This is a genomic window from Mycobacterium sp. 29Ha (assembly GCF_032883055.1).
Taxonomy (GTDB): Bacteria; Actinomycetota; Actinomycetes; order Mycobacteriales; family Mycobacteriaceae; genus Mycobacterium; species Mycobacterium gallinarum.
The window spans coordinates 43,227-62,418 of the sequence record NZ_JAMQTI010000002.1 but is presented as its reverse complement, the minus strand read 5'-3'; the positions used below and the strand labels follow the sequence as shown (position 1 = coordinate 62,418).

The 19,192-nt window shown below is 67.1% G+C and carries 18 protein-coding genes; 15 read left to right on the top strand and 3 right to left on the bottom strand.

Going from position 1 to position 19,192, the window contains the following annotated elements; all coding sequences use genetic code 11:
* Positions 1-10 precede the first annotated feature (10 nt).
* From M1248_RS02840 to M1248_RS02790, 11 genes are all read left to right on the top strand, one after another.
* Positions 11-733, top strand: a complete 723-nt coding sequence (locus M1248_RS02840; RefSeq protein WP_163726298.1) for a FadR/GntR family transcriptional regulator — start codon at positions 11-13, stop codon at positions 731-733.
* A gap of 67 nt (positions 734-800) precedes the next feature.
* Positions 801-1,142: an ArsR/SmtB family transcription factor gene (locus M1248_RS02835; RefSeq protein ID WP_083127520.1), complete on the top strand. Its 342-nt coding sequence runs from the start codon at positions 801-803 to the stop codon at positions 1,140-1,142.
* A 10-nt stretch (positions 1,143-1,152) separates the two neighbouring features.
* Entirely contained in the window at positions 1,153-2,076 is a 924-nt protein-coding gene (locus M1248_RS02830; RefSeq protein ID WP_163726300.1) for a phosphotransferase, read from the top strand.
* Positions 2,076-4,529, top strand: a complete 2,454-nt coding sequence (locus M1248_RS02825; RefSeq protein WP_317147495.1) for an FAD-dependent oxidoreductase — start codon at positions 2,076-2,078, stop codon at positions 4,527-4,529. Before M1248_RS02830 ends, M1248_RS02825 begins: the two co-directional genes overlap by 1 nt.
* 29 nt (positions 4,530-4,558) lie before the next feature.
* The gene (locus M1248_RS02820) at positions 4,559-7,435 is read left to right on the top strand and encodes a BTAD domain-containing putative transcriptional regulator (RefSeq protein WP_317147494.1); all 2,877 of its coding nucleotides are present in this window, start codon (positions 4,559-4,561) and stop codon (positions 7,433-7,435) included.
* A 120-nt stretch (positions 7,436-7,555) separates the two neighbouring features.
* A complete protein-coding gene (locus M1248_RS02815) occupies positions 7,556-7,825 on the top strand; it encodes a hypothetical protein (RefSeq protein WP_163726310.1) in 270 nt (89 codons plus the stop codon).
* Positions 7,826-7,920: 95 nt separating this feature from the next.
* Positions 7,921-8,757 carry a class I SAM-dependent methyltransferase gene (locus tag M1248_RS02810; protein ID WP_317147493.1) on the top strand — a complete coding sequence of 279 codons (837 nt, stop codon included), beginning with the start codon at positions 7,921-7,923 and terminating at the stop codon, positions 8,755-8,757.
* A gap of 92 nt (positions 8,758-8,849) precedes the next feature.
* Positions 8,850-9,530: an energy-coupling factor ABC transporter permease gene (locus tag M1248_RS02805; protein WP_410506612.1), complete on the top strand. Its 681-nt coding sequence runs from the start codon at positions 8,850-8,852 to the stop codon at positions 9,528-9,530.
* A complete protein-coding gene (locus tag M1248_RS02800; RefSeq protein WP_317147491.1) occupies positions 9,527-9,904 on the top strand; it encodes a PDGLE domain-containing protein in 378 nt (125 codons plus the stop codon). The genes M1248_RS02805 and M1248_RS02800 overlap by 4 nt, the downstream gene beginning before the upstream one ends.
* Before the next feature lie 3 nt (positions 9,905-9,907).
* Positions 9,908-10,681: a cobalt ECF transporter T component CbiQ gene (gene cbiQ, locus M1248_RS02795; protein ID WP_163726324.1), complete on the top strand. Its 774-nt coding sequence runs from the start codon at positions 9,908-9,910 to the stop codon at positions 10,679-10,681.
* On the top strand, positions 10,666-11,412 hold the full coding sequence (locus M1248_RS02790) for an ABC transporter ATP-binding protein (protein ID WP_317147490.1): 747 nt from the start codon (positions 10,666-10,668) through the stop codon (positions 11,410-11,412). The genes cbiQ and M1248_RS02790 overlap by 16 nt, the downstream gene beginning before the upstream one ends.
* Positions 11,413-11,445: 33 nt before the next feature.
* Here M1248_RS02790 and M1248_RS02785 read toward each other — a convergent pair whose 3' ends face one another.
* From M1248_RS02785 to M1248_RS02775, 3 genes are read right to left on the bottom strand one after another with little or no spacing between them, the layout of a single operon-like run.
* On the bottom strand, positions 11,446-12,294 hold the full coding sequence (locus tag M1248_RS02785) for a siderophore-interacting protein (protein ID WP_317147489.1): 849 nt from the start codon (positions 12,292-12,294) through the stop codon (positions 11,446-11,448).
* Positions 12,291-13,706 carry a mycothione reductase gene (gene mtr / locus M1248_RS02780; protein ID WP_317147488.1) on the bottom strand — a complete coding sequence of 472 codons (1,416 nt, stop codon included), beginning with the start codon at positions 13,704-13,706 and terminating at the stop codon, positions 12,291-12,293. Before mtr ends, M1248_RS02785 begins: the two co-directional genes overlap by 4 nt.
* Positions 13,707-13,721: 15 nt before the next feature.
* On the bottom strand, positions 13,722-14,717 hold the full coding sequence (locus M1248_RS02775; protein ID WP_317147487.1) for an alpha/beta hydrolase: 996 nt from the start codon (positions 14,715-14,717) through the stop codon (positions 13,722-13,724).
* 180 nt (positions 14,718-14,897) lie between these two features.
* Here M1248_RS02775 and M1248_RS02770 point away from each other — a divergent pair, with 180 nt between their 5' ends.
* Genes M1248_RS02770 through M1248_RS02755 form a run of 4 tightly spaced genes read left to right on the top strand, consistent with a single transcriptional unit; the run spans position 14,898 to position 19,192 of the window.
* Positions 14,898-15,344: a GNAT family N-acetyltransferase gene (locus M1248_RS02770; protein WP_163726336.1), complete on the top strand. Its 447-nt coding sequence runs from the start codon at positions 14,898-14,900 to the stop codon at positions 15,342-15,344.
* Positions 15,341-17,164 (top strand): magnesium chelatase subunit D family protein, encoded by a 1,824-nt coding sequence (locus M1248_RS02765; protein WP_317147486.1) that lies wholly within the window; start codon positions 15,341-15,343, stop codon positions 17,162-17,164. The genes M1248_RS02770 and M1248_RS02765 overlap by 4 nt, the downstream gene beginning before the upstream one ends.
* 37 nt (positions 17,165-17,201) lie before the next feature.
* The gene (cobO, locus tag M1248_RS02760) at positions 17,202-17,816 is read left to right on the top strand and encodes a cob(I)yrinic acid a,c-diamide adenosyltransferase (RefSeq protein WP_163726341.1); all 615 of its coding nucleotides are present in this window, start codon (positions 17,202-17,204) and stop codon (positions 17,814-17,816) included.
* Positions 17,813-19,192 carry a cobyrinate a,c-diamide synthase gene (locus tag M1248_RS02755; RefSeq protein ID WP_317147485.1) on the top strand — a complete coding sequence of 460 codons (1,380 nt, stop codon included), beginning with the start codon at positions 17,813-17,815 and terminating at the stop codon, positions 19,190-19,192. The genes cobO and M1248_RS02755 overlap by 4 nt, the downstream gene beginning before the upstream one ends.

The following is a 19,192-nucleotide window of genomic DNA, read 5'->3' as shown; positions in this document are numbered from 1 at the left end:
TGTAGGAATCATGACTGCCGATCCGGACGTACCGCTGGCGAGCGAAGCTCTGCTGCGCCCGGTCCGGCCCGGGAACGCGTTCGAGGACACGGTCGGAAGGCTCCTGCAGACCATCCGGCTCGGCGTGCTCGCCCCCGGCGAATCGCTGCCGCCGGAGCGCGAGCTGGCATCGCGGCTGGGCGTCAGCCGCGACACCGTGCGCGAGGCCATCAAGTCGCTGGCCGACGCCGGGTATCTGGTGTCGCGGCGAGGCCGCTACGGCGGCACCTTCCTCGCCGACGAGTTGCCCAGGCACACCCAGGACACCGACGCGGTGACACGCGCCCAGATCGACGACGCGTTACGGCTGAGGGAGATCCTCGAGGTCGGAGCGGCGCGGCTGGCCGCCAACCGAACCCTGACGGCATCGGAACGCGAGGAGCTGTGGGCGCGTCTGCGTGATGTCCGCGGCGCCGCGCCCGGCGACTACCGCCGACTGGATTCGAGGCTGCATCTCGCCATCGCCGAGGCGGCCGGGTCGCCGTCGCTGGTGCCGTTGGTGGCCGAGAACAGGATGCGCCTCAACGTCTTGCTGGACCAGATCCCGTTGCTGCCGCGCAACATCGCCCACTCCGACGAGCAACACGAGGCGATCGTGATCGCGATCCTGGCCGGCGACAGTGAGGGTGCGGCGTCGGCCATGCTCGCCCACGTCGAAGGCTCGGCCACCCTGCTGCACGGATTCCTGGACTAGCCCGATGCCAGCACAAACACGAACGTCGTCGCGGTCATTCGGGTGCCAGGGGGGTTAGATTTGACGGATGGCGGAAGCAGGTGGCCACGCGGGCGTCGATGCGGTGGTGCGACGGGCGTCGTCGGCGCTCGCCGACGTCGACACCGGCGGCTGGGCGCAGCGGTTCGACCTGCTCTCCGACCCGCACCGGCTGGAGATCCTGCTCGTCCTGCACCGCGCACCCGGCATCAACGTCGGCGACCTCGCCTCGGTGCTCGGACGGTCCGAGAACGCCGTGTCGCAGGCGCTGCGAGTACTGCGTCAGCAGGGCTGGGTGAGCTCCACCCGGGTCGGCCGTGCCGTGAGCTACCGCCTCGAGGACGAGATCGTGCACGACCTCCTGCACTGGATCGGCGCGCGGCACGGCTGAAGGACAGCGCATGCCGCTGACGCTCACCGACGAACAACTCAACGAGAGGTTCGACCAGATCTCGGCGTTGGCCGGGCGGCCGCGCCGCCTCGATGAGCTTCCGGGCGGACTGACCAACCGCAACATCAAAATCACGACGCCCGATGCCGTCTACGTCGCGCGCTGCACCGACGCATCGTCGGGAATGCTGGGAATTGACCGCGACCGCGAGTGCCACAACACCCGCGCCGCCGAACAGGCGGGGGTCGGCGCGCCGGTCATCGACTACCGCCCCGACCTCGGCATCCTGCTGCTCGGTTATCTCGAGGGAAAAACACTGTCCAACGACGATTTTCAACGGCCGGGGGTGATCGCAAAGGCGGCCGCGGCGGTGCGTACCCTGCACTCCGGGCCGCGTTTCCGCGGTCGATTCGACATGTTCGAACTCCAGCCGCAATATTTGAAAACCGTGCTGGACAAAGGATTCCGTATCCCCGACGATTACCTCGACCATGCGGACACCTTCAACGACATCGCCAGGGTGCTGGCGGTCACCGATGAACAGACGGTGCCATGCAACAACGATCTGCTGGCCGGCAACTTCATCGAGGACGGCGACCGGATGTGGCTGATCGACTACGAATACTCCGGCAACAACGATCCGTGCTTCGAGCTGGGGAACACCTGGGCCGAGTGCGGATTGTCCACCGACCAACTCGACGAGTTCGTCACGGCGTACTACGGGCAGCGGCTGCGCAATAAAGTCGCGCGAGCGCACCTGCAGGGCATCGTCGGAAAATACGGTTGGACGTTGTGGGGCTGCATACAGAACGGTTCGAGTGCAATCGATTTCGACTTCTGGGGATGGGCGATGGAACGTTATGAGGGTGCGGTGGCCGAGTTCAAGGGACCGAACCTGACTCGGCTGCTCGACGATGCGCAGGCTGCCGACTGATGGCGACTGAGCTGCCCGGCCGTGCCCAGGTCGTCATCATCGGCGGCGGCGTCATCGGCACCAGCGTCGCCTACCATCTGACGAAACTGGGGCTCACCGATGTCGTACTGATCGAACAGGGGCAGCTGTCGAGCGGCACGACATGGCACGCCGCGGGACTGGTAGGCCAGTTGCGTGCCTCGGAGAGCGCGACACGTCTGGTGCAGTATTCGACACAGCTGTACGCGGAACTGGAGAACGAGACGGGTCTGTCGGCAGGCTACAAGCGGTGCGGGGGAGTCACGGTCGCGCGTACCGAGGACCGGATGACCCAGTTGCGCCGCACGGCCGCCAGCGCCGAGGCATTCAACATGGAGTGCGAACTGCTCAGCCCCGAACAGGCGCTCGAGCACTATCCGGTGATGCGCGTCGACGACCTCGTCGGCGCGATCTGGTTGCCCGGCGATGGTAAAGCCAACCCGACCGACCTGACGTTCGCGCTGGCCAAGGGTGCGCGGATGCGCGGTGCCCGAATCCACGAAAAGACCAGGGTGCTCGACGTGCTCACCGCTGCGGGGCGGGTGTCTGGGGTTCGCACGGACGCCGGCGACATCGAGGCCGAGATCGTCGTCAACTGTGCGGGGCAGTGGGCGAAGCAGATCGGTGCGATGGCGGGCGTCAACGTTCCGCTGCACTCGGCCGAGCATTTCTACGTCGTGTCCGAACGCATCGACGGTGTCCACCCCGACCTACCGATCCTGCGTGATCCCGACGGCTACACCTACTTCAAGGAGGAGGTCGGCGGCCTGGTCATCGGGGGTTTTGAACCCGAGGCGAAGCCGTGGGTGTCACCGGATCAGATTCCGTACCCGTTCGAGTTCCAGCTTCTGGACGAGGACTGGGAGCACTTCGAGGTCCTGATGAACAGTGCGCTGCTGCGGATCCCCGTGCTCGAGGTGACAGGTATCAAGAAGTTCTACAACGGGCCGGAGAGCTTCACGCCCGACAACCAGTTCATCCTCGGAGCAGCGCCCGAGCTCGAAAACTTCTTCGTCGGTGCGGGATTCAACTCCGTCGGTATCGCCACCGCCGGTGGAGCCGGCCGTGCGCTCGCCGAGTGGATCGCCAACGGTGCACCGATCGGCGACCTGACGGGCGTCGACATCCGCCGGTTCGCACCGTTCAACGGCAACAGCAGGTGGCTGCACGACCGCGTCGCCGAAGTGCTCGGATTGCATTACGAGGTGCCATGGCCCAACAGGGAGATGACGACCGCCCGGCCGTTCCGGAGATCACCCGTGCATCACCTGATCGACGCCGCGAATGCCAACTTCGGCAGCCGGATGGGGTGGGAGCGAGCCAACTTCTTCGCGCCCCCCGGTGTCGCGCCGACCATCGAATACACGTGGGGCAAGCCGAATTGGCTGCCGTGGTCGGCCGCGGAGCAGTCCAACACCAGGACCAACGTCACGGTGTTCGACCAGACCTCGTTCTCGAAATACATCCTGGCCGGGACGGACGCCGAGGCGGCATTGCAGTGGCTGTGCACCGCAGACGTCGCGGTGCCGGTCGGCCGATCGGTGTACACCGGCATGCTCAACGAGCGGGGCACCTACGAGTCGGACGTGACGGTCACCAGGACCGGCGCAGCGGAATTCCTGATCGTCAGCAGTGCGGCCACCACCGAACGCGACAAGGACCACATCCGGTCGAACCTGCGTGGAGCCAATGCATCGCTGGTCGACGTGACATCGGCGTATGCGGTATTCGGCGTCATGGGTCCCAAATCCCGCGATCTGCTGGCGAATCTCACCCCGGCTGATCTCTCCGATGAGGCTTTTCCGTTCGGCACCAGCCGGCAGATCCCGCTCGGATACGCGACGGTGCGGGCGACGCGCATCACCTACGTCGGCGAATTGGGTTGGGAGCTCTATGTTCCCGCCGAGTTCGCGGTCGGTGTCTACGAAGATCTGATGTCTGAGGGAGCGCCGTTGGGTGTGGGGCGCGGCGGCTATTACGCGATCGAATCGCTGCGATTGGAGAAGGGCTATCGCGCGTTCGGTCGCGAACTGACACCCAGCGAGAACCCGGTTGAGGCGGGTCTGCTGTTCGCATGCAAGCTCAAGTCCGACATCCCGTTCCTCGGACGGGAAGCCGTCGAGAAAGCCAAGGCCGAGGGGCCGCGCAAGCGACTCGTCGGATTCCGGGTCGACGACTCCGAAGCGATGCTGTGGGGCGGCGAGCTGATCCGACGCGACGGGGTCGTGGCGGGCCAGGTCACGTCGGCGGCATGGGGTGAGACCACCGGCGCCTGCGTCGGACTTGCGTACGTACGGCAGCCCGATCACCGCGTAGTCGACGCGAAGTGGGTGAACAGCGGTGCCTATCAGGTCAACGTCGGCGGCCGGCTGTACCCGATCTCGGTGTCGCTTCGGCCGCTGTACGACCCGTCCAACGAGCGGATTCGCCCCTAGCCGCGGCGGTCTGCGGAAAGCTGTACCCCGTGACGGTGGACTTCCGGCTGCTCGGCGATGTCGAGGTCCGACTCGACGGGCAGAGGCTCGACGTCGGCCATGCCCGCCAGCGCTGTGTGCTCGCTGCGTTGCTGATCGACGTCAACCGGCCCGTCCCCACCGACCAACTGATCCTGCGGGTCTGGGCCGACGACCCGCCGCACCGGGAGCGCAACGCGCTCGCCGCGTACCTGTCGCGGTTGCGACACCTGTTCGCGGACACCGACGAGGTTGCGGTCGTGCGCGAGCCCGGTGGCTACCTGCTGTCGGCCGACCAGCTGTCGGTGGACGTGCACCGCTTTCGTCACCTTGCGGCGCGAGCACGTGCGGTGTCCGACTCGGCCGAAGCCGCCGGGTTGTTCGACGCCGCTCTCGAACTGTGGCGCGGATCCCCGTTCGCGGCGCTTGACACCCCATGGTTCAACGACGTTCGTGATTCGCTTGAGGTGGAGCGACTCTCGGTCGTGCTGGATCGCAATGATGTCGCGCTGCAGGCAGGGCGACATGCCGAGCTGCTCGGAGAACTCACGCTGGCGCTGCAGGCGCACCCGCTCGATGAGCGGCTGGCCGGCCAGCTGATGCTGGCCCAGTACCGCAGCGGCAGACAGGCCGCCGCGCTGGAGACCTACCGTCAGATGCGCGACCGCCTCGTCGACGAACTCGGCGTCGACCCCAGCCCGCCCCTGCAGGCGGTGCACCAACAGATTCTCGGCGGCGGGGCCGCGCCGCCGCCGGCTTTCGAAACCGCTGCGCCGCAACGTGTGGAAACCCGTGCGCTGGCCGGGCTTCCGCGGCGGGTGACGACCTTCGTCGGACGCGAGAACGATGTGGCCGAAGTCATCGCCGCCCTGCGCGACGGCCCCCTGGTGACGCTGACCGGGGTCGGCGGTGTTGGAAAGACCCGGCTCGCACTGGAGACCGCCGAGCGCGAACGGCATCGCTTCGGCGACGGTGCTGTCGTTTGTGAACTGGCGCCGATCGAGGACGGGCCGGCCGTGACCCACGCGGTCGCAGCGGCATTGCGACTCCAGCAACAGCAGGGCCTGGGTATCGAGGAGACCGTCATCGAGTACCTCCGCACCCGTGAACTGCTGTTGGTGGTCGACAACTGCGAACACGTGCTGGAGGACTCGGCGCGGCTGCTCGAGCGGATCGCCGGATACTGCCCCCGGGTGGCGGTGCTGGCCACCAGCAGGGAAGCGCTGGGAATCGCAGGGGAGCGGGTCCTGCCCGTCAATCCGTTGCCGATTGACGACGCCACACTGCTGTTCGCGGACCGCGCGAGGGCGAGCCGGTCGGACTTCGACGTCGACCACGAGCCGGTCGGAGCGGTGGCCGAAATCTGCCGTCGGCTCGACGGGCTGCCGCTTGCCATCGAGCTCGCGGCAGCGCGCGTGCGGGTGATGGGCAGTCTCGATATCGCCCGCCGACTCGATCGACTACGACTGCTGACGGGTGGGGCGCGCGGTGCGCATCCGCGCCAACAGAGCCTGTCGGCGACCATCGACTGGTCCTATCACCTGCTCTCGGAATCGGAACAAGCCCTGTTCGCCCGGTTGTCGGTCTTCGCGGGCGGTTTCGACATCGACGCCGTGCACGGCATCTGCGGCAACGCCGATGCCGACGAGGACGATACGCTCGAACTGCTGGCCGGGCTCATTGACAAGTCGATGGTCACCACTCGTGGTGGTACGCACACCTCGCGTTACGCGGTTCTGGAAACTCTGCGTGCCTACGGCCGGGACCGATTGCGGGACAACAATCTTGACGATGCCTACGCGATGCGCCATGCCGCGTACTTCACCACACTCGCCGAGCGCGCCGCGGCGGGTACTCAGGGGATCGACGAGCGGGCGTGGGTCGAACGGATGTTGCCAGACTATGACAATCTGCGTGCGTCGTTCGAGCATCTGATGACGGCATCCGACCTGGACACCGCGCTACGGCTGGTCACGTCACTGCCCGAATTCGTCCATCTGCGAATAGGTTACGAGTCGTCCGGCTGGGCAGAACGAGTCGTCGAGTTGGCCGACAGCGACCACCCCTTGTATGTCGCAGCCGTCGGTTTCGCCGCGCGGGGGGCGTGGAACCGCGGTGACTTCACCTCAGCGGTGTCGCTGGCCTCGCTCGCGGACGGACGAGTGCCGGGGCGAGGTACCGGACGCGTCGCGTATCCGGGTGACGTGCTGGCCGACGTCGCGCTCTATCAGGGCGATGCGGCCACGGCCCTGGCGCACTACGACAGTGAGGTGTCGCGCGCCCGCCACGATGACGACCCGATTCGATTGGTGTGGACTCTGTTCTACGTGTCGATCTGCCATGCCGCGATGCGCAACCCGCATCACGGCATCGACGCCGCGGAGGAATCGCTGCGAGTGGCCGAGGAAACGGCTAATCCGACGGCGCGGTCCATGGGGCGTTACGCCCTTGGCCTGGTGCTCAAGAAATCCGATCCGGACCGGGCGCTGGTGTTGTTCGACAGCGCCGCCGAACTCGCCGCGTCGGTGCAGAACTTCTGGTGGCACGGGATCGCGCTGATGGAGGCGGCGGCTACCCGCGCGGTGCATGGCGAGCCGTCGAGCGCGGCGCAGGCTCTCATCGAGGTGCTCGACCACTGGGACCGGGTGGGCGACTGGAGTCAGCAATGGCTCAACGTCCGCTACGTCACGCGCTTCCTGGCCCGAATGGGCGCGCACGACGATGCCGTCGCGCTGCATCACGCGCTCCTCGGCGCGAAAAGGCTCTCGCCACTCGAGGAGGGCCACACCAGGGCGATCGGCGAGCAACAGCAGGGCGCCCTGAGCCCATCCGAGGCCGTGGTGCTGGCCCGCGCGAGTCTGGTTCGCTACGCCTCGCATCCGGCCTAGCCGCTTTTGACCAGGACATTTCACGATCGTCCAACGTCTGCCGAAACTCCGCACGCGACGGTGATGTCGTCACGAGCTCACCGGAAACAGCCGTTGAGCGGAAAGCAAAGGAGACACAACATGGAGAACCGCAGAATGTTCAAACGAGCGATGGCGGCGGCGCTGCTGTCGGCGACCCTCGCGACGCCGGTGACCGCCCTACTCGCCACGGGCACGGCCAACGCCAGGCCGATCGAGAGCCCCAATTGCCGTGGCATCGCCAAGGCGATCGATAGCAGCATGTACATGGCAAACGTGGCACGAGACCAAGGCGACACAAAGGCTGCGCGCGAGTACATGAGGGATGCCGCCCGCGCCAGTGCGAACTACCAAAGGCACTGCACGTCGTAAGCCGCTGAGCCAGGCGGGTCGCGATCTTCCCGCCTGGCTCAGCACACCCGTCGTACCCGACGGTTCGCGCACAAATAATCGAAGGAGAAGGAATTATGACCAGTATCGTGAAATCAGAAATCGACCGCCAGCTCAAGGCCAAGCACCGGGCGCTGTGGGCGTCGGGAGATTACGCGGCCGTCGCCGCGGAACTCATTCCCGCGCTTGGTCTCGAACTCGTCCGCGCGAGCGGCGTGAAGCAGGGTGACCATGTCCTGGACGTGGCCGCGGGCTCGGGTAACGCCGCCATACCCGCCGCCGAGGCAGGCGCGATCGTCACGGCAAGCGATCTGACGCCGGAGCTGTTCGACGCCGGCCGTAACATCGCCGCGCGCCGGGGTGTCGAGGTGGAATGGGTGGAAGCGGATGCGGAGGCTCTTCCGTTCGCCGACAACAGCTTTGACGCCGTTATCTCGTGTGTCGGTGTGATGTTCGCGCCGCACCACCAGGCGGCCGCCGACGAGTTGGTGCGGGTCACCCGTCGCGGCGGCACGATCGCCTTGCTCAGCTGGACGCCCGAAGGGTTCATCGGCAACCTGTTCAAGACGATGAAACCGTATGCCCCGCCGCCTCCGCCGGGAGCCAGCCCCGCCCCGTTGTGGGGTTCGGAGGGCCACGTCCGCGAGTTGTTCGGAGATCGCGTCAGCGATCTGACGATGTGGCGGCAGACCGTGGTGCTCGACCACTGCACCGAGCCCACGCAATTTCGGGAGTACTGGAAAAGCAACTACGGGCCGACGATCGCCGCGTACAAATTCAACGCGGACGCCCCCGACCGGATCGAGGCCCTCGACCGCGACTTCCTCGAGTTCCTCACCAGCTGGAACCGGGGCGACGACCAGCGCGCGGTTTGGGAGGCCGAATATCTGTTGGTCACCGCCACCAAGCGTTAGGACGGCTGGAACCCACACATGAACATCTGTTCAGCTAGACAGGTGTTCGGTGTGGGTTCTAGGCTCGCCTGGTGGTTGTGAATACGGTCGCCATGCATATGAGCGACGGCATCGTCAATGCGCCGACATCGGTGATCTTCGGGGTCATCGCGGTGGCCGCCATCGGGTTGTGCGCGGTGAAAGCACGCACCGAACTCGATGAACGCACGGTGCCGCTGGCCGGTCTCGTCGCGGCGTTCGTCTTCGCCGTGCAGATGGTCAATTTCCCGATCCTGCCCGGCGTCAGCGGGCACCTGCTGGGCGGTGCGCTGGCCGCGATCCTGGTCGGCCCCTTCACCGGTGCGCTGTGCATCGCGATCGTGTTGATCGTGCAGTCGCTGCTGTTCGCCGACGGCGGAATCACCGCATTGGGCACCAACATCACCAACATGGCCGTCGTCGGCGTCGCCGTGGGGTACGGGACAGCCGTCGCGCTGTATGCGATCGCGCGGCGGGGCAAAGCCGATCTGCCGGTGCCTGCGCTCGGCGTCATCGCGTTCATCGCCGCGGTGATCGGAACGGTATGCGCGGCAATGGCGTTTGTCGTCGAATACGCCATCGGGGGCGCCGGCGCCACGTCGCTCGGCACAGTGGCCGCCTACATGTTCGGCACGCACGTGCTGATCGGCGTCGGGGAAGGATTGATCACTGCCGTCACGGTGATGGCCGTGGCACGTTCGCGCCCCGACCTCGTCTATCTGATGCGCCGCGCCCGGACGGCGGTGCCGGCGTGAAGCGATGGTCGTTCTGGCTTGCGTTTGCGGCCGCCACCCTGCTGATCGCCGGGGTCGTCTCGTACTTCGCGAGTTCCAGCCCCGACGGGTTGGACTCAGCGACGCTGCGTGGCTGCCAGGTCGTCGAAACCGCGGCCGGCGACGAGCTCACCGGTGATTGCATCGCACAACACGCCGACGAGCACGCGCTGGCCACCTCGCCCCTGGCCGACTACTCGATCGGCGGACAGGACGGCACTGGCGGGATCGCGGGCATCATCGGCGTCATGGTCACAGTCGTCGTGGCGGGGTCGGCGTTCTGGCTCATTGCACGGACCCGGCGGGCTGTCGAAACCGGCCCGAGCCGACGGTCTGCCGGCGACGAGCAGTCCTAACGCATGGGTGCAGGCGCGCATCCGCTGTATCGCCACGACGAGTCGGCCGTACACCGGACACCGGCCGAGGTGAAGATCGTCTGCCTGCTGGTGTTCGTGCTCGCCGTCGTCGCCACGCCCCGGGAAATGTTCTGGCCGTTTGCGATCTATGCCGCGATCATCGTCGCGACGTGGCGTCTCGCGCGGATACCGCTGCGGTGGGTGTTGCCGCGCATGCTGATCGAGGCACCGTTTCTGGTGCTCGCCGTCCTTTTGCCGTTCGCCGAGGGTGGGCAGCGCATCGATGTTGCGGGACTGCAGCTTTCGGTAGCCGGACTGTGGGCGGCGTGGGGCATCGTCGTCAAGGGCACACTCGGTGTCGCGGCCGCGTTGACCCTCGCTGCCACCACATCCGCAACCGAGCTACCCGCCGCGCTGAGCCGGCTGGCTGTTCCCGCGGTGGTGACATCGGTGCTGGTGCTGATGATCCGTTACATCGACCTGCTCGCGGCCGAGGTGAGCCGTATGCGGATGGCCAGGATCGCGCGCGGTGACTCGCCGCGGGCACTGCACCAGGCGCGTGCGATCGCGACTGGCATCGGAGCGTTGTTCCTGCGCTCCTACGAACGCGGCGAGCGGGTGTACGCCGCGATGCTGTCACGTGGATTCGATGGTAGGGCACCGGATCTCGCGGTGATCGGTGCCCCGCCGAGGGCTATGGCGTCCCAGTGGATGGTGGCGATGCTGCCGGCTGCCGCCGCGGTCGTCGTATCGGTAGCGGCGTGGGTGACGCAGTGAGCGCGATCCGCGTCGAGGCGCTGCGCCATGTCTATCCGGACGGACATTTGGCCCTCGACGGCGTCGACCTCGAGGTGGCCGATGGCGAGCGGGTCGCGGTGCTCGGCCCCAACGGGGCGGGCAAGACGACGTTGATGTTGCATCTCAACGGTGTCCTGACCGCGACCACCGGGTCGGTGCAGATCAGCGGAATCCCGCTGAACCGCAAGAGCCTTCACGACATCCGCAGGCGCGTTGGCCTGGTCTTCCAGGATCCCGACGACCAGTTGTTCATGCCGACGGTCGCGCAGGACGTCGCATTCGGTCCGGCGAATTTCGGGCTGCGCGGTGAGGAGCTCGCCGCGCGGGTGGCGAGCGCGCTGGAGGTCGTGTCGATGACCGAAGACGCTGGCCGCAGTCCTGCCCATCTGTCGGCGGGGCAGCGGCGCAGGGCCGCATTGGCCACCGTGCTGGCCTGCCAGCCGGACATTCTCGTGCTCGACGAGCCCTCGGCGAACCTGGATCCGGTCGCGCGGCGCGAACTGGCCGAGACGCTCTCGGGGCTGAACGCCACCATGTTGATCGTCACCCATGACCTGCCCTATGCGGCTCAGCTGTGCGACCGGGCCGTGGTGATGGACGGCGGCTCCATCGTCGCGGACGGCGCGATCACCGACATTCTGTCCGATTCGGAATTGCTTGCCGCGCATCGCCTCGAGCTGCCGTGGGGCTTCTCGGTCAAAGGTCGTTGAGACCACCGAGCATGGACTCACGCAGGACGCGGCTCAAAGCCCGAGCCGCTCCAACGCATCGTCGAACTCCTCGAGCGCGACCTTCTCGCTCTTGCCTTCGGCGATCGCCCGCTCGTAGATCGAGTACATCCGGGGGCCGTGGGCTGCGAAGCGCGCCGACCACGCCTGCGCATCACGTCGCCAGTAGCCGACGACGTCCAATTGATCAGCGGTCCAACCGTACTCGTGGCGCAGCAGTTTGCGGATTTTGCGCGCCTCGGACGCCTCACCTGCGAACCAGCAGTATCCTGGGCCGATCGCCGGGCAGTTGCGCGCAACCAGGCGCGCCAAAACGCTGTCCGCCACGCCATTTCCGGTGCCGACGGAGCTGACGAGCCGCACCGTGGCGTGCTTGGGCAGGTAGTCGAGGTCGTCCTCGTCGGGCACCTCCACGATCGCGACCGTGTTGCTGTGCGCGGGCTGTTCGATCAGCCGCGCGAGCGCGGGCAACCCCGCAAGGTCGGCGACGAGGACGTGGCGATCGGCATCACGTGGGGGCCGGAACCGCGATTTGGCGTGGGCGAGTTCGACACGGTCTCCGGGCGCGGCGCCGGTCGCCCACCGCATTCCCGCCGCCGCACCACCGCGGGCGGTGCGATCACCGACGTGCAGGACGACGTCAACGGTGACGCGGCAGGCCGACGGGTCGTGCTCCCGGACGGAGTAGGTCCGGGCCGCCTGACCGTCATCATCGTTGGTGCCGAAGTAGATTCCGAGCGCGGTGTCCCCGAACCGCGGCAGCTGCAGGAGGCTCAGCTCGGGGGCATGAATGACCACTCGCTGCATATTCCGGCCCAACGGTGCCGACTGCACCACCGAGCCCGCCACCACGGGGGCGGTCAATGGCGCTTGGACGGGGGCCAGGGCGGTTCGCCGCAGAGCGCCAGCAGCGCATTCTCGATCACTTCGGGCAGCGCGGGATGGATCCAGTATTGGCCGCGCGCCATGTCCTGTGCCGCCAGGTCGAAGTTCATCGCCTGGATCAACGGCTGAATCAGCGACGACGCCTGGTGTCCCATGATGTGCGCGCCGAGTATCAGGCCGCTGTCGTCATCGACGATGATCTTGGCGATCCCCGTCGTATCCTCCATGGCCCAGCCGTACGCGACGTCGGCGTAGTCCTGGATCTTGACCCTGATATTCAAACCTTTTGCCCGCGCTTGGTTTTCAGTCAGCCCTACGCTCGCGATCTGCGGGTCGGTGAAGACAGCCGAGGGCACATTGCGATGGTCGGACGGCATGAGCGCATCGGTGTCGTCCCAGTCCTGCAGGAGATTGTGCTTCACGCGGCGCGCCTCATGATTGGCCACATGCTTGAGCTGATAGTCCGACGACACGTCGCCGAGTGCGAACACATTGCGCGCAGTGGTGCGCTGGAACTCGTCGACGACGACCTGTCCATTGGCATTGACCTTGACACCGGCCAGTTCGGCGTCGAGCCGATCACCGTTGGGAACGCGGCCAGTGGCGACGAGCAGCGCGTCGCCCCGCACCTTCGAGCCGTCTGTGCAGGTGACCTCGACACCGCCGCCGATGTTGTGCGCGTCGGCCAGCTCGTGGTGATTGCGGATCTCCCATTTCCTCGACGCGATGTCGGTGAATCGCATGGCGATGTCGTCGTCGTGGCCGCGCAGTAGGGTGCTGCCGCGGATCATCAGCGTCACGTGGCTGCCGAGCGCCGAGAAGATATGGGCGAACTCGCAGGCGATGAAACCACCGCCGATGATGATCAAGTGCTCGGGCACGTCCGCGATCCGCATGATGGTGTCGCTGGTGTGATAGCTCACCCCGCATGCCGTGACGGCGTCGGGCGCGATGGCTCTGGAGCCCGCCGCGATCACCACCTGGTCGGCGGTGAATTCGTCGCCGTCGTCGGTGCGCAAGGCGTAGCGGCCGTCGGGCTTCGTTTTCGCGAAACGCGCGTGGCTACCGAAGACCTCGACGTTCGGTGAGGACCGCCGATAGTTCTCGCCGCCGTCTGCGATCGGATCGATGCGGCCGAACACTCGGGACACGATGTCTGGCCAGCGCACCCCGTCGAGATGGGCGTCGATGCCGTAACGTGATGAATCGCTTACCTCTTGGGCGACCCCGGCGGCGTAGACGAACATCTTGGTCGGGATGCAGCCAACGTTGAGGCACGTCCCGCCGAACACACCCTGTTCGCAGATCGCCACCCGCCTGTCGTGGTACCGCTCATCGAGGATCGAGTTGCCCGAACCGGTTCCGATGATTGCGATGTCGAAGTGAGTCATCGGGTCACCCCTCGGTCAGGGTTGCGTCGTCGAACCCGCAACGTGAGCGTCGAGCCAGCGGTCCAATTCGTCGTAGGCGGCCTGGCGCGCCTCGGGAACGGACAGGAACACGTCGTGCTTGGCGTCGGTGATCGGCACGACGGTGCTCCGGTTGCCGATGCAGCCGGCCCAGCGGGCGATCTGATGGACGTCGAGCACGGCGTCACCGCGCTGGATGACGTCCGGGTCGGACACCTCGCGCACGCTGCGATCGGAGCGCAGGATCAGGTTGGGCACACCGACGTCGAGCCCGCGGTGCAGTTTGGCGTGGCCGCGCCGGATCGCGTGAATCCAGCCGAACGTCACCGGAAATCCGCCGATGGGCTTCCATCTGAGGTCGTAGTCGAATTCGCCCGAGTAGTCGCGGTGCAGCGTCGAGCCGTACCCGCCCTCGGGGACCGGCGCGCGCACCACGGTCTTCTTTCGAACTCGGGACAGCGCCGCGATTGCCGCGCCGGTGGGAGCGGCGCGCAGGAATGCCGGACCCTGCAGATCCAGCCAGGGGCTGTTCAGCACCAACCCGGCGACGCGGTTGCGCTGCGTCATTCCGTTACTGCGCAGGCGGTCCAGGAACAACGACACGATGAGCCCGCCCGCGGAGTGCCCGTAAACGAGCACATCGGCCGACGTCTCGGCGTTGATCACGCCCAACGCGCGGATCAGTTCCTTGTCGTAGCGGGCCAGGTCGGTGGTGAAGTGAGGTGTCTGGCCCTCCCGCCACGATCGCCCGCATTTGTGCAGATCCAGCGCGTAGAACGCAAACCCGCGATCGGCCAGGTGATCCGCCAGTTCGGTGTGGAAGAAATAGTCGGTGAAACCGTGTACCACCAGCACGGCATGGGTGGCCGACGGGTTGACGTCGCCGCGGCGCACCAGCGTGGCGGCCAGCAGCCCTTCTCCGTCGGGGTCGGGCCCCAACTCGAACGTCTGTTGCCGGTAGCCAGCCAGCACATCCGCCGTCCACTCGGTCACCCAGATGAGCTTAGTCGCGGCTCGCGGCCCACCTGGGGCGACGGCCAGAGATGGCCGCGGCTAACCTGAAATCCGCCAAGCAGGACCAAACCGAGCACGGAGGATGATCGATCGGGTGGCTGACCCGCAGGTAGCCGTGGACTCGGTGGTCGAGGACCATGTCGGGGCGGTGAGCGCCCGATGACGGTCGCGCTACGCCGAAGCTGGGCCAAGGATCTGGACGCCGCGACGCTCTACGAACTGTTGAAGTTGCGCGTCGAGGTCTTCGTCGTCGAACAGGCCACCCCGTACCCGGAACTGGACGGGCGCGACCTGCTCACCGAGACCCGCCACTTCTGGCTCGAAGGGGCCGACGGAGAGGTCATCTGCACACTGCGGCTGATGGAAGAACATCCCGGCGGCCAGAAGGGCTTTCGCATCGGCCGCGTCTGCACCAAGCGAGAGGCGCGCGGCCAGGGGCACACCACCCGGCTGCTGCAGGCGGCCCTCGCCGAGGTCGGCGATTACCCGTGCCGCATCAACGCGCAGACCTACCTCGAAGAGATGTACGCCCACCACGGATTCGTCCGCGACGGGGCCGAATTCCTCGACGACGGCATCCCGCACGTCCCCATGGTCAAGTCATGACGGTCTACCCGTTCAGCGCGGTCGTCGGCCACGACCGCCTGCGCCTGGCGCTGCTGCTGTGTGCGGTGCGCCCGGAGATCGGTGGCGTGCTGATCCGCGGCGAGAAAGGCACGGCGAAGTCGACTGCCGTGCGCGGCTTGGCGGCGGTGCTGGCCGCGGTCGACGGGGCCGCGCTGGTCGAATTGCCCATCGGGGCGACCGAGGACCGTGTCGTCGGCTCGATTGACCTGCAGAAGGTGCTGCGCGACGGTGAGCATGCGTTCTCGCCCGGACTGCTGGCCCGTGCGCACGGCGGAGTTCTCTACGTCGACGAGGTCAATCTGCTGCACGACCACCTCGTCGACGTGCTTCTCGACGCCGCCGCGATGGGGCGGGTGCACGTCGAGCGCGACGGCGTCTCGCACAGCCACGACGCGCGGTTCGTCCTTGTCGGGACCATGAATCCCGAAGAGGGCGAACTACGTCCCCAGTTACTCGACCGGTTCGGCCTGACCGTCGACGTGCACGCCTCCCGTGATGTCGATGTACGGGTCGAAGTCGTCCGGCAACGGATGGCTTTCGAGGCGGACCCGGCCGGGTTCGCCGAACGCTACGCCGAGGCCGACGCCGAACTAGTCGGCCGCATTGCCGCGGCGCGCGCCAGGTTGAGCTCGGTGAGCTTGCCGGACAGCGAGTTACGACGTATCGCGGCCCTCTGCGCGGCGTTCGACGTCGACGGTATGCGCGCCGATCTGGTGGTGGCCAGGACGGCGGTTGCGCACGCCGCGTGGCGCGGTGCCGACACGGTTGCCGAGGAGGACATCCGGGTAGCGGCTGAACTCGCCTTGCCGCACCGGCGGCGTCGCGACCCGTTCGACGATCCCGGTCTGGATCCCGGACAGCTCGATGAAGCGATGCAACAGGCGGGGGAGTCTGCCGACCCTGAGCCGGAGCCCGACCCGCCCGGTGGCGGCGAAACCTCGCCCAATGAGTCATCAGATCAGGCTGCGCCACAGGGAAATTCGAGCTCATCCACGCGACCCAGCGCACCGCCGTCCGCGGTGTTCCGCACGCGGACGCTCGTCGTTCCCGGCGTGGGGGACGGGGCGCCTGGACGCAGATCCCGGGCACGCAACCGGGCCGGAACCGTCATCTCGTCGACCACCCGCGCAAACGAGGGACACGGACTGCACGTGTTCGGGACGCTGCTCGCCGCGGCCGAACACCAGCGGGTGCCCGGGCGTGCGCGGCCGACGGTGGACGATGTGCGGCACGCCGTTCGGGAAGGGCGAGAAGGCAATCTGGTGATCTTCGTCGTGGACGCGTCGGGATCGATGGCCGCCCGCGACCGGATGTCGGCGGTCAGCGGCGCCGCTCTGTCGCTGTTGCGCGACGCGTATCAGCGGCGCGACAAGGTCGCCGTCATCACGTTCCGCCAGACCGATGCCCGGCTGCTGCTGCCGCCGACGTCGTCGGTGCACATCGCGAGCCGCCGGCTGGCCCGTTTCGACACCGGCGGCAAAACTCCATTGGCGCAAGGCCTACTGGCCGCGCGTGACGTGGTGGTCCGGGAGAAGGCACGCGACCGGGCACGCCGCAGTTTGGTGGTGGTGCTGACCGACGGCCGAGCCACCGGCGGTCCTGATCCGCTTGGGCGCGCACGGGAGGCGGCCGCTCGGCTGGTGGCCGAAGGTGCGACCGCCGTGGTGGTCGACTGCGAGACTTCCTATGTGCGCTTGGGTCTGGCCGAGCAACTGGCCGGTTACCTGGGTGCTCCCGCGGTGCGGCTGGCGCACCTGCGCGCGGACAACCTCACCGACCTTGTTCGCACCGCCGCCTAGTTACGGGCCCACAACGAAGTCAGGGGAGGGAGTACCCATGCCTCAGGGTCAACCGGCCACCGTTCCCGAGGACGGGCTGACCACCCGCGCCCGGCGCAACGCTCCACTGCTCGCGGTGCACACCGGTACCGGCAAGGGCAAGTCGACCGCCGCGTTCGGGATGGCATTGCGGGCATGGAATCAGGGCTTTTCCGTGGCGGTGTTCCAGTTCGTCAAGAGCGCCAAATGGAAGGTCGGCGAAGAGGCGGCCTTCGGCCAGCTGGGCCGGCTGCACGACGAGCACGGGGTCGGCGGCGCCGTCGAATGGCACAAGATGGGTGCGGGCTGGTCGTGGTCGCGTAAGCACGGCAACGAGGACGATCACGCGGCCGCCGCGGCCGACGGCTGGGCAGAGATCACCCGCCGCCTCGCCGGGGAACGCCACGACTTCTACGTCCTCGACGAGTTCACCTATCCGCTGAAATGGGGCTGGATCGACGTCGACGAGGTGATCGAGGTGCTGACGCGAAGACCCGGCACCCAGCATGTGGTCATCACCGGCCGCGACGCTCCGCAGAAACTGCTCGACGCCGCCGACCTCGTCACCGAGATGACCAAGGTCAAACATCCGATGGACGCCGGCCGCAAGGGCCAAAAGGGCATCGAATGGTGAGTACCCCCGCCGTGGTGATCGCCGCCCCGGCATCCGGCGGTGGAAAGACTACTGTGGCAACGGGTTTGATGGGCGCCCTCCGGAAAGCGGGCCACTCCGTCGCCCCGTTCAAGGTCGGGCCGGACTTCATCGACCCCGGATACCACGCACTGGCAGCACAGCGCCCTGGCCGCAACCTCGACCCGGTGCTGGTCGGCGAACATCGCATCGGCCCGCTGTATCGGCATGGCAGCGCCGCGGCCGACATCGCGGTCGTCGAGGGCGTGATGGGCCTGTTCGACGGGCGGATCGCCGACGGCTTCACGGGTATCGCCGAAGGGTCCACCGCGCACGTGGCGGCCCTGCTCGGTGCGCCGGTGATCCTGGTGGTCGACGCGCGTGGCCAGAGCCACAGCGCCGCGGCACTGCTGCACGGCTTCTCGACGTTCGACTCGACGATCCGGGTCGCCGGCGTCATCCTCAACCGTGTCGGGTCAACGCGCCACGAGGAGGTGCTGCGGCAGGCGTGCGAGCACGCCGGACTGACGGTCTTGGGCGCCATCCCCAGGGTCGACGAGTTATCCGTTCCGTCAAGACATCTCGGCCTCGTGACCGCCGTCGAGCACGGCATCCGGGCCCGTACCGCGGTGGAGGCGATGATCGGCCGTGTCGAACGTCACGTCGACCTGACGGCGATCACCGAGATCGCGGCCAGCCGAGTCGCCGACGAGCCCTGGGATCCCGCGGCAGGCGGTCCCGTCACGGAAGACGTGACGGTGGCGCTCGCCGCGGGCAAGGCGTTCAGCTTCGGTTACGCCGAGCACCGCGAACTGCTGCTGGGAACCGGCGCCGACGTCGTGGAATTCGACCCGCTGACCGAATCGCTGCCGCCGCGGACCGCCGCACTCGTCCTACCCGGCGGCTTCCCGGAACAATTCGGTACCGAACTGTCGGGCAATGAGGTTGTGCGGCAACAGATCAGGAGCCTCGCCGCATCCGGTGCACCGGTGCACGCCGAATGTGCCGGGCTGGCTTATCTGGTCAACGATCTCGACGGTCAGCCGATGTGCGGTGTGCTGTCCGGCTCGGCACGCTTCACCGACCGCCTGACGCTGGGTTACCGCAACGCCGTCGCGGTGGCCGAATCGCCGCTGTACGAAATCGGGGACCGTACTGTCGGTCACGAATTCCACCGCACTGCAGTGGAATTCACCAAAGACTATGCACCAGCCTGGGTGTTCGGCGACCGCCCCGCCACACGGACCGAGGACGGTGCGGTAGACGGCGGTGTGCACGCAAGCTACCTACATACCCATCCGGCCGCACACCCGCAAGCGGTATCGCGCTTCGTCGCCGCGGCGGAGTCGAGTTTCTACTCCAGCCACCGCAACCTCTAA

Excerpts from the sequence above, each read along its gene's own strand:
- M1248_RS02840 (WP_163726298.1), top strand. The coding sequence starts at position 11 with ATGACTGCCGATCCGGACGTACCGCTGGCGAGCGAAGCTCTGCTGCGC.
- M1248_RS02835 (WP_083127520.1), top strand. The coding sequence starts at position 801 with ATGGCGGAAGCAGGTGGCCACGCGGGCGTCGATGCGGTGGTGCGACGG.
- M1248_RS02830 (WP_163726300.1), top strand. The coding sequence starts at position 1,153 with ATGCCGCTGACGCTCACCGACGAACAACTCAACGAGAGGTTCGACCAG.
- M1248_RS02825 (WP_317147495.1), top strand. The coding sequence starts at position 2,076 with ATGGCGACTGAGCTGCCCGGCCGTGCCCAGGTCGTCATCATCGGCGGC.
- M1248_RS02815 (WP_163726310.1), top strand. The coding sequence starts at position 7,556 with ATGGAGAACCGCAGAATGTTCAAACGAGCGATGGCGGCGGCGCTGCTG.
- M1248_RS02810 (WP_317147493.1), top strand. The coding sequence starts at position 7,921 with ATGACCAGTATCGTGAAATCAGAAATCGACCGCCAGCTCAAGGCCAAG.
- M1248_RS02805 (WP_410506612.1), top strand. The coding sequence starts at position 8,850 with ATGCATATGAGCGACGGCATCGTCAATGCGCCGACATCGGTGATCTTC.
- cbiQ (WP_163726324.1), top strand. The coding sequence starts at position 9,908 with ATGGGTGCAGGCGCGCATCCGCTGTATCGCCACGACGAGTCGGCCGTA.
- mtr (WP_317147488.1), bottom strand. The coding sequence starts at position 13,706 with ATGACTCACTTCGACATCGCAATCATCGGAACCGGTTCGGGCAACTCG.
- M1248_RS02770 (WP_163726336.1), top strand. The coding sequence starts at position 14,898 with ATGACGGTCGCGCTACGCCGAAGCTGGGCCAAGGATCTGGACGCCGCG.
- M1248_RS02765 (WP_317147486.1), top strand. The coding sequence starts at position 15,341 with ATGACGGTCTACCCGTTCAGCGCGGTCGTCGGCCACGACCGCCTGCGC.
- cobO (WP_163726341.1), top strand. The coding sequence starts at position 17,202 with ATGCCTCAGGGTCAACCGGCCACCGTTCCCGAGGACGGGCTGACCACC.